This is a genomic window from Pedobacter sp. 05L430 (assembly GCF_056397585.1).
This window is the reverse complement of record NZ_JBFTNT010000170.1, coordinates 1-8,948: the sequence shown is the minus strand read 5'-3', so window position 1 is coordinate 8,948 and position 8,948 is coordinate 1. Positions and strand designations below refer to the sequence as shown.

Annotated in this window: 12 protein-coding genes; 5 read left to right on the top strand and 7 right to left on the bottom strand. The window is 37.4% G+C overall.

The window, feature by feature from the left end:
• The first annotated feature begins 322 nt into the window (after positions 1–322).
• Positions 323–952, top strand: coding sequence for a class I SAM-dependent methyltransferase (locus AC1DG9_RS18360; protein WP_337716166.1), 630 nt, complete (start codon positions 323–325; stop codon positions 950–952).
• Between the two features lie 17 nt (positions 953–969).
• On the opposite strand, the gene AC1DG9_RS18355 is transcribed toward AC1DG9_RS18360, so the two are convergent.
• The 3 genes from AC1DG9_RS18355 to AC1DG9_RS18345 form a co-directional block, all read right to left on the bottom strand.
• Positions 970–1,839, bottom strand: a complete 870-nt coding sequence (locus AC1DG9_RS18355) for a DUF808 domain-containing protein (RefSeq protein ID WP_477635005.1) — start codon at positions 1,837–1,839, stop codon at positions 970–972.
• A gap of 107 nt (positions 1,840–1,946) precedes the next feature.
• Positions 1,947–2,711 (bottom strand): DNA alkylation repair protein, encoded by a 765-nt coding sequence (locus AC1DG9_RS18350; RefSeq protein ID WP_288879281.1) that lies wholly within the window; start codon positions 2,709–2,711, stop codon positions 1,947–1,949.
• A gap of 91 nt (positions 2,712–2,802) precedes the next feature.
• Complete coding sequence (locus tag AC1DG9_RS18345; RefSeq protein WP_288879282.1) at positions 2,803–3,303, bottom strand: GNAT family N-acetyltransferase; 501 nt, start codon at positions 3,301–3,303, stop codon at positions 2,803–2,805.
• 265 nt (positions 3,304–3,568) lie between these two features.
• Between AC1DG9_RS18345 and AC1DG9_RS18340 the strand changes: the two genes are divergently transcribed.
• Entirely contained in the window at positions 3,569–3,922 is a 354-nt protein-coding gene (locus tag AC1DG9_RS18340) for an META domain-containing protein (protein ID WP_246269700.1), read from the top strand.
• Between the two features lie 15 nt (positions 3,923–3,937).
• Here AC1DG9_RS18340 and AC1DG9_RS18335 read toward each other — a convergent pair whose 3' ends face one another.
• From AC1DG9_RS18335 to AC1DG9_RS18320, 4 genes are read right to left on the bottom strand one after another with little or no spacing between them, the layout of a single operon-like run.
• A complete protein-coding gene (locus AC1DG9_RS18335) occupies positions 3,938–4,678 on the bottom strand; it encodes a GNAT family N-acetyltransferase (protein ID WP_172662845.1) in 741 nt (246 codons plus the stop codon).
• Positions 4,679–4,683: 5 nt separating this feature from the next.
• Positions 4,684–5,133: a DMT family transporter gene (locus tag AC1DG9_RS18330; protein WP_172662846.1), complete on the bottom strand. Its 450-nt coding sequence runs from the start codon at positions 5,131–5,133 to the stop codon at positions 4,684–4,686.
• Positions 5,134–5,186: 53 nt separating this feature from the next.
• Entirely contained in the window at positions 5,187–5,786 is a 600-nt protein-coding gene (locus AC1DG9_RS18325; protein ID WP_288879284.1) for a Crp/Fnr family transcriptional regulator, read from the bottom strand.
• A 32-nt stretch (positions 5,787–5,818) separates the two neighbouring features.
• Positions 5,819–6,658 (bottom strand): 3-keto-disaccharide hydrolase, encoded by an 840-nt coding sequence (locus AC1DG9_RS18320; protein WP_337716168.1) that lies wholly within the window; start codon positions 6,656–6,658, stop codon positions 5,819–5,821.
• Positions 6,659–6,777: 119 nt separating this feature from the next.
• Here AC1DG9_RS18320 and AC1DG9_RS18315 point away from each other — a divergent pair, with 119 nt between their 5' ends.
• The 3 genes from AC1DG9_RS18315 (at position 6,778) to AC1DG9_RS18305 (ending at position 8,886) form a co-directional block, all read left to right on the top strand.
• On the top strand, positions 6,778–7,518 hold the full coding sequence (locus AC1DG9_RS18315; RefSeq protein WP_172662848.1) for a PRC-barrel domain-containing protein: 741 nt from the start codon (positions 6,778–6,780) through the stop codon (positions 7,516–7,518).
• 115 nt (positions 7,519–7,633) lie between these two features.
• Positions 7,634–8,761 carry a TlpA disulfide reductase family protein gene (locus AC1DG9_RS18310; RefSeq protein ID WP_337716170.1) on the top strand — a complete coding sequence of 376 codons (1,128 nt, stop codon included), beginning with the start codon at positions 7,634–7,636 and terminating at the stop codon, positions 8,759–8,761.
• On the top strand, positions 8,758–8,886 hold the full coding sequence (locus AC1DG9_RS18305; RefSeq protein WP_288879286.1) for a hypothetical protein: 129 nt from the start codon (positions 8,758–8,760) through the stop codon (positions 8,884–8,886). The genes AC1DG9_RS18310 and AC1DG9_RS18305 overlap by 4 nt, the downstream gene beginning before the upstream one ends.
• Positions 8,887–8,948 lie beyond the last annotated feature (62 nt).

Below are 8,948 nucleotides of genomic sequence, written 5' to 3'. Positions count from 1 at the left end.
GGCAGGTACATCATAAATTTGCCATTATCGACAGTATCAATATTTTCTGTGAAAGACAAAGAACCACATGTTGCTACAATTGCCTTACTATAATCCAATAGGTACAATGGCTTTTGGATATCTTTATCACCACTAGAAAAAAAGAGACAGCATATAAAAAGCAGCAATATTGTTTTCATAAGGATTCTTACAATTAATTAAAGCTCAATTAAATATACCATTTTTAGGGGGTCTTTTATATATATATTTTATAGCTTTAAGCATTTAAAATCATGAAAAGAATTTCCGGTAATGAGCGAAGACCAATTTAGACGATAAGGATATGAAAATATTAAAGGCGGCTGATGCATTTAACAAATCGGCAAAAATATATCAGGATAAGTTTATGGATGTTAGTTCCTATGGTGACTTACTCAATATCTTTTGTGATAATATAACAGCCGATAATGCCAGCATTTTAGACATTGCCTGTGGCCCTGGAAATATCACCAAATACTTGCTAAACAGGAGACCTGACTATAAAGTCTTAGGAATTGACTTGTCCTCGAAAATGCTCGAACTAGCCCAAGCTAATAACCCGACAGCTAAATTTGAGCTCATGGATTGCCGGGAGATTGATACGATCGAAGAGAAATTTGATGGAATCACGTGTGGCTTTTGCCTACCTTATTTGACGCGTAAGGAAGCTATTGCGCTAATCGCTAGTGTTCCTGGATTATTAAATCCAGGTGGTGTGTTTTATTTGAGCACGATGGAGGAGGATGATGTTAATAAATCGCGATATCAAATATCAAGTACAGGTGATAAGGTATGGGTAAATTATCATCATGAGCGTTATTTAACTCAAGCCTTCCAGGAAAATAACTTTGAAATAATCAATTTAAAACATTTTACTTCTCCTGATAAGGATGGTCTAATGATTACTGATTTGATATTGATGGGGAAATTGTAGGTGTATGCGCTGACTTATTAAAGCGATTTTAGGCTACTTAAAATTACTTTGCAAAGTTTTACAACTGCGAAGACGATCAATCCGGCGAGAACCCCAATCCCGAACTCCTTAATGATCAAGGGAATACTTGGCAGCAAATGGTGTAGAAATTCAATGTTATGAACGAAAATACCGCCCGAAACTAAGATCAATGCAATTGTTCCTACCACGCCCAGAATTCTGATGATAACAGGCAGTGATTTAACAAGTAAATGACCAATTAGTGCAACAAAGCCCTTGTCACTGGAACGCTTGATCAATTTGTGCCCAGCATCATCCATTCTAACTATGATGGCAACGATACCATAAACACCTACGGTAGCCAGTAATGCAACTACCGAAACCGTTAAAATCTGAATAGGGAGGCTTTTTTCCAAGACACTTCCCAGTGCAATAATTACAATTTCTATGGACAGGATGAAATCAGTCATCACAGCAGACTTGACCTTTGCTTTTTCTGCTTCGATACCATCTTGTTTTACCGCTGTAATTACTTCATGATMCGCCTTCTTGCGATGAAAAAAGTATTCGATTATTTTTTCAACGCCCTCATAAGCGAGGAAAAAACCACCTAAAATTAAAATAATCTTTATCGCTATAGGAAAAAATGCATTGAGCAATAATGCAATCGGAACAATAATAATTTTGTTAACGAAGGACCCCTTGGTAATTGCCCAAAGCACTGGTATCTCTCTTGAAGCCAGAAACCCCGTTGCCTTTTCCGCATTCACGGCTAAATCATCCCCAAGGATCCCTGCAGTTTTTCTCGTTGCTATTTTAGCTGCCACAGAGACATCATCCATTAAAGCAGCAATATCATCTAAAATCGCAAAAAAACCTGAAGCCATATCGATCTCATTAATAATTAGGTTGCAAAATATCTTTAAAAACGTGATTTTGAAAATAAAAAGATGATAATATTTTTCACATACCCCAATGCATAGTAAAGTCCGGATTACATTTTACGTTTATGTCTTTGTTCTTTTCGTCGGGCTTTCAGCATTTCTTTAATCTGAGCGTCTATTTTCTCTACAGCGGTAGTAAAAGCTACTGAATGAAGAATTGTACAATGTTTGTTCAAAAAAGCCATTGTCTCTTCAGGATAAATATTGCCAATCTCCCGAAGCGCCCATCCTAATCCTTTCTGAACAAAGTAATCTTTATCAGCAATTAATGGCCCCACCATATCTAGCAATTTTGCCGCAGGGAGAAGGGTTTTACGCTTCTTACTGTATAGCAGCATCCCAACCAATGACTGCCTACGCTCCCAAGGGTTTTCGGATTTGTTCCATAGCTTATACTGGCCGTATATCTTCTCCGGCATCTTTTCCATTAAATGTGCATAGATATCGGATAGTCCGTCAGAATGCGCCCAGTTGTCAATCTTTTTTACCCATAAGCGTACGACCTCCCAGAGTTCATTCGCATCGAGTTTTAACAAGTTCCTTTCAACAAAGTAGATGCATTGGCTTAGCACTTCGTAAACATCTGCATTTTTCCATATTGCATCCCAAACGGGAAGCTGATCCTGAAGAGTTAGTGTACTGAAAGTGTAGCCCGTTTTTAGTATTGACCGCTGCATAGGTACTGAAAGGCCGATGACTTCATATTGGGTTCCAATATAACTTTTGAGATCTGTATGTCCGGAGACTTTATCATAAGGTTGTTTTTCGATTAACCTGTTTATGATTTCGGATAAGTATTTTGATGTAGATATCATTTGATGTTTATCAATTTCAGGTATTTTTTTTGTTAATTAGCTTTGTCATCCTGGAAAGATACTTCCCGGTAATCACAGAGAATCATATTTGCTATGTGCGTTCGATCATAAAATAAGCCAACTCTTGTTCATCTCTCTTGAGGTTATTTAACCGTCTAAGGCCTGCTTTTTCAAGAACCTTTTGTGAACCTATATTGTCCAGATCGGTTACAGCAACTACCTGATTGGTATCTGTATGTGTAAAGCAGTAGTCAATTAAAGCGCTGCTCGCTTCGCTGGCTATACCTTTCCCCCAATATTTTTTAGCCAAAACATATCCAATCTCAACCTGATCCGGCACATATTCAAAATGTCTTGTAAGATACATGCCTATAAAATCCAGGGTATGGATATCAAATATTCCCCATCGGCCTAGCGGGCCTTTGCTGTAATCTGCTATCGTGCTGTCAAACAATTCCAGGTATTGTGCCGTCGAGCGTTGAGGAATGTACCGGGCAACTTCTTCATCTTCAAAAAGCAGAACGAACAATTGCTTGTCTTCAGGTACAAACTCACGAATAATGATATTTTGGCTTTGATAAAGAATAGTCATACATAAATTTTATACAAAGATATAGAACCTATCATTTGCTTTGATGAAGATTATTCACCAGATTTTGGAACGGGCTCGACGTTGTAAAGGCGTTTTAAAATAATTCTCTTTTAAATAAACATTTGCTAAGGTATATTTGTTGCAATTCAAAAATCCAAGTCGTATGAAACCTACTCAATATTCGTTCCTCTTTTTATGCCTTTTGTGTCTAGCTGCATGTAATATTTTTAAAAAGACTTCTGTACCACAAACAAGCAAAGACACTATGGAAACMAGTCAAATTACAGATCGTAAGTGGAAGTTAGTTGAACTTGCAGGTAAACCGGTGGCAGATAAGATAAATGGTAAAGAACCATTTCTTTTGCTTCAAAAAAGTGACAGCCGTTATTCTGCTTCTGGAGGCTGTAATGGGATAGGTGGTGAGTTTAAATTACAAGAGAATGGAAGGATAAAATTTTCACAGGGAATGTCCACTATGATGGCTTGTGAAAACATGGAGATTGAAAATGGTTTAACTAAAGCCTTGATTGCCGCTGATAATTACAGTATTAACGGAGATGATTTATCTTTAAATAAAGCCAGAATGGCACCCCTGGCTCGCTTTAAGGCCGTTAAGTAATTTAAAGATCTATATTCAGATTGCGGAAAATTGCTTAATGTAATTTCTCATTGTGAAATCTACCGTAAACCCCATGTTCAGATAGATATTTTTACCTAATTCTGAAGCTTGCAAGTAGGCATATGTTAACTGATTATCTATGGCTTTATTTAAGATGTATGCCATCGTTTCTTCAGCAAATCCTCTTTTCCTCATTTGTGGAATAATTCCCAGTCCGTGTATGCCAATTGCATTTTCGGTCTGCATGGTAAGGACTGTTCCTATTGGTGTTTTATCCAAATAAATGGTATAATAGGTTATTTGATTGCATGTTTTGATTAGTATTTCAGGATTAATATTATACTTAAAAGATTCCGGATATAAATCTGTCCAGGTTTTTGCCTGTTCAGGCTGATATACCTGCTCAAAAGTTAACCGCTGTTCTTGGTTAAATTTTTGGTCAAGGTGCATGGACATGCCAATTTGTGCTGATTTTTGCTCAAATCCGCTATATTCAATTAGTTTATACCTGGTGCTTTCTGTATCATCCCAATACGAAAACGATAAACTAATGGGAGAGGAGTTGATAATTTCCAGAATTTCCTTTAAGGCTGATTCATCTAATTGTTGCTTCAGCCAGAGACGATTTGGCCAGTCCGAATTTGGAATGCGGACATAACTAAGTTGTTCATCGGTAAAAAATCCATTGAACGGACTACTGGCTTTTTCCCAGAGCGTAATTAAGTTTTTGATGTTTAGCAAGGCATGTTCATTCATAGTGCTTATTTTGAATTTATGAGTAGTATTCCAGCCATCATGGCCATAATTCCTATTATCTTTTTTACGGTTATTGGTTCTAATGGCAAATTTAACCAACCAAAGTGTGTGGCGATAGCCGAAAAAATAAGTTGGCCGCATAATCCTAATGAGATCATTTTAGAAAGCCCTAGCTTAGGAATGCTATAAAAATAAAGGCTAATTCCGACAACACTGAAAAGTCCCCCTGTAAACCATAAATACCAGGGAACTTTTTTAATCAGGCTAGTGTTTGGTATTTCGCTTGAAATCAACAAAACAAAAACCGAGGCAAAAAGCAGACTACTGAAGGATGTGGCTATAGTAGCAAGTAGCGGTTTTTTAAGCAAAACACCCAGATGTGCATTAAACCCTGCCTGAATAGCTAAAAAGATACCGCCCAAAAATGCGGCTATGGATACTAATTGTTGATTCATATAGCGAAGTTAGATTGATGTTTTTCAATTTCACTTTACATATGTTGATTGGTCTATTTATTTTTTATTTCCCTTCTGATTCTGCTTAGCTGCGTTGCCGTAATTCCTAAATGGGAAGCGATATGCTGTAATGGAATCCTTTTGTCGATACCCGGATGTTTTGCCAGCATTTTTAAGTAGCGGATACTGGCGGTTTCCATTACGATAGATATTTCTCGCTGTTCTTTATCTATAACCCAATTTTTTTCGAGATAAGCAATATAGAAATTTTTCAAATCGTCCCGCTGGTCGATAAGTTCCTTGTATTTTTCATGATTGATCGTAATAACTGTACTGTCTTCTATTGCCTGTAACGTAAATTGGGATGGAATTTTCAGCAATGCGGAAACGGTAGAACCTGCAAATTGCCGCTCCAGGAAAATATTTTTATTATAGGTATTTCCCTGCACATCACTAAAATACGCGATAAGCGCTCCTTTACAGACAAAGTATAATGACTTGGATATCTGTCCTTCTTTTAATAAGAATTCATTTTTTTTAATGGTCTGTATACGGATCAGAGATACGAGTAATGAAAATGATTCTTCAGAAATTGTATGGTAATTCCCTATGATAGTCTTAAATGTTGATAGGTATAGTTCTTCGTTAATCACTTTTATGTTTTAAAATTTAGCCATAGTGCGTGTTATTTCAAGAGAGTTGCAGGTAAACTGGTTATTTGCTGAATCTTTATTCCTTTATAATAGACTTCTGCACCTTCCGATTGTATTTGAATTTTCCCTTTTCTTAGTGGTGATTCATTTCCGTCATCGATTTGCTTGTTGCGGTAAAGGACCATCATTACTTTGCCATTCATCACATGGACACTAGTATCTCCATAACAGTATAAATCAACTGTATTCCATTCACCAGATGGTCTTTCTGCATCACTCATTTTTTTACAGAATCTACCGATCTGGCTGTCTTCTCGGAAGCTAATAAGCTTTCCTTCCGGACGATAAGTATAGTTTTTCCCTTCTTTAATTGCAGGAATATCTGCTGCACCACCAGCAACTCCCCAATAATCGCCACAGTTACCTTCATCAATCTGAAATTCTTGTGAACGCATCCATGACCCATAATCAGCCCCATATTTACCTACCGAATGATATAGCAACCCACTGTCTTTGTTCGAATTCTTCTTTTGTCCCCATTTCAGATTTCCCCATTTAAACTGTAGTTGTAAATGGTAATTCTCATATTCTTTTTTGGTAGAGATTGCACCCCAGCTTTCACCCGAGATGCGGATGATATTTTCTTCGCCTTGTTTTATCACTGTAAATACCTTCTTAGGGTCATTATTTAAACCAATGGGTATACCTGTAAGGGGTTTACCTGAGTCATCATAATCGGGAGCCAGGTAGGTATCCCATTCTTTCAGATCTTTTCCATTAAAAAGCGTTTGCCAGGATGGGGTCTTTTGCGTGGTAAAGCCCAGGGCTGATATCCCTAACAAAAGTATCGGCAGGAGTTTTAAAAGTTTCATATCAGGTTATTTTAAATCTATTCAAGATACAGATTTTTATGATTCAAAGTGGATGAACAAATCCAAACCTGGATTGTTTTATGAAATGAGATAGTTATTGAATCCTAATTACTAAAATTATGCTACATAATATAAAAAGTCTGATCGGTTTCACTATGGGTGCTACCGACGGAGAAATTGGGAAAGTTGATGAGTTTTATTTTGATGATGAAACTTGGACCATACGTTACCTCATTGTAAAAACAGGCGGTTGGCTAATGGACCGTAAAGTACTTATTTCTCCGGGAGCCTTGAAGGATCCTGATTGGAAAAACAAGTCCTTTCCGATTAAACTCACCAAGCAACAAATTAAAGAGAGTCCCGACATAGATACAGAAAAGCCTGTATCCCGCCAGCAAGAGCTCGCCTTATACAGCCATTACGAATGGCCATACGGCGATCCTACAGGCGGAGGATTTTATGGGCAACTGGGTATGGCAGGAATGATTGAATCGAGAGTGCCTTTAGAGGCGTCCATCGCAGCGCGTAATAAAAAAGAGCCTGGAGATCCTCATTTGCGCAGCATCAGCGAAGTTAAAAGGTATCACATCCACGCCACGAATGGAGAGATAGGCAAAGTAGCTGATATTATTGTCGATGAGTATTGGAGAATCCGTTTTCTGATTGTCGATACCGGTAGCTGGTTTCCGGGGAAAAAAGTTCTGCTTTCGCCCGAATGGATAAAAGAGGTTAGTTGGGCAGACTCGTCTGTGGAAGTAGATGTTTCGGTGGAAGCGGTAAAAAATAGCCCGAAGTATGACCCTGACCAACCCATGGCTGAAAATTATGAAACAGACCTTTTCCGGCATTACGATAAATAGGTTAAGATTACTTTACGCCAAAATTTTCTATTCAAAGGGAAGTTTCAATAAAGTCTATTAATTTAGTAGTATTTATTTATATTTGTTTTGTATCAAATTTAGTTGAACAATTAATATGAAAAAAATACTATCATTTATTGGCGGCATGTTACCTCTGATAGCTGTTGCTCAGCAACCATTTACATTTAGTGGAGAGATCAAAGGACTCCGAACAGGAGAAAAACTTTTTCTTACTTACAGTGTAGAAGGGAAAAACAAAGCAGACTCAGCAATAGTTACTGATGGAAAATTTAACTTTAATGGGAGCATTAAAGATCCATTAAAAAGTACTCTTTACAGAAAAGATGCGATTAAGGGAAATAGGGTAGACGTACTATCATTTTATATCGAACCTGGAAACATAAAACTTACCGGCACTGACTCATTAAAACATTCCCTGATCAATGGATCAAAAGTTAATGCAGATAATTATTTGCTTAAAGCGGCGTCAAAAAAGGTACAGGATAAACTTACTTCGCTTGGAGAAGAATATGCAAAATTCACTGTTGAACAGAAAAAAGATGAACCCTTCCTTGAAGGATTCTATAAGCGTTATGACAACACTTCCGCTGAGTTATTTCCTATATATCTGGACTTTGCAAGTAGGCATCCAAATTCATTCGTTAGTCTAACAGTGCTTTCACAGTTGGCTTCTGATGAAACATTACAAAGTGATGCGGAAAAAGTGTATCAAAATCTCTCGTCTGGAATTCGTCAAACTTACTACGGCCAGCAAGTTGGAGTTCTATTTGCTGCTGCAAAAAGGACTAAAATTGGTTCACAAGCGCCTGACTTCACCCAGAATAATATCTATGATAACCCGGTGAAGCTCTCGGACTTTAAAGGGAAATATGTTTTGTTAGACTTCTGGGCTTCATGGTGTGGGCCCTGCCGCCGCGAAAATCCTAATGTGGTTGCAGCTTACGAAAAATTTAAAGACAAAGGATTTACTGTGTTGGGTATTTCATTAGATCAGCCAGGTAAAAAGGATGCGTGGTTAAAAGCAATTGAAGATGATAAATTGACATGGACACATGTTTCAGATCTTAAGTATTGGGATAATGAAGTCGCTAAATTATATGGTGTAAGGTCTATACCCGGTAATTTTTTATTAGATCCCTCAGGAAAGATAGTTGCCAAAGGTTTGCGAGGTGCTGATTTGCAGAATAAGTTGCTGGAGTTGCTGGATTCAAAAACCAAATGATACTGAATATTTTAATTAAGTTCTTCTTAATGGGAACTCCAGATGGCATTGATGAGGCCTCTACACCTCATAAAGACAAATGGTATCAGGAGTTTCATATCAATATGCTAGATGCTTACTGTTAGTCTCACATACTCAATAACGATAATTTTTATCTCAATATCTGACTAACCACAAAGAAGTAAGG

Excerpts from the sequence above, each read along its gene's own strand:
- AC1DG9_RS18360 (WP_337716166.1), top strand. The coding sequence starts at position 323 with ATGAAAATATTAAAGGCGGCTGATGCATTTAACAAATCGGCAAAAATA.
- AC1DG9_RS18350 (WP_288879281.1), bottom strand. The coding sequence starts at position 2,711 with ATGATATCTACATCAAAATACTTATCCGAAATCATAAACAGGTTAATC.
- AC1DG9_RS18345 (WP_288879282.1), bottom strand. The coding sequence starts at position 3,303 with ATGACTATTCTTTATCAAAGCCAAAATATCATTATTCGTGAGTTTGTA.
- AC1DG9_RS18335 (WP_172662845.1), bottom strand. The coding sequence starts at position 4,678 with ATGAATGAACATGCCTTGCTAAACATCAAAAACTTAATTACGCTCTGG.
- AC1DG9_RS18330 (WP_172662846.1), bottom strand. The coding sequence starts at position 5,133 with ATGAATCAACAATTAGTATCCATAGCCGCATTTTTGGGCGGTATCTTT.
- AC1DG9_RS18320 (WP_337716168.1), bottom strand. The coding sequence starts at position 6,658 with ATGAAACTTTTAAAACTCCTGCCGATACTTTTGTTAGGGATATCAGCC.
- AC1DG9_RS18315 (WP_172662848.1), top strand. The coding sequence starts at position 6,778 with ATGCTACATAATATAAAAAGTCTGATCGGTTTCACTATGGGTGCTACC.
- AC1DG9_RS18310 (WP_337716170.1), top strand. The coding sequence starts at position 7,634 with ATGAAAAAAATACTATCATTTATTGGCGGCATGTTACCTCTGATAGCT.
- AC1DG9_RS18305 (WP_288879286.1), top strand. The coding sequence starts at position 8,758 with ATGATACTGAATATTTTAATTAAGTTCTTCTTAATGGGAACTCCAGAT.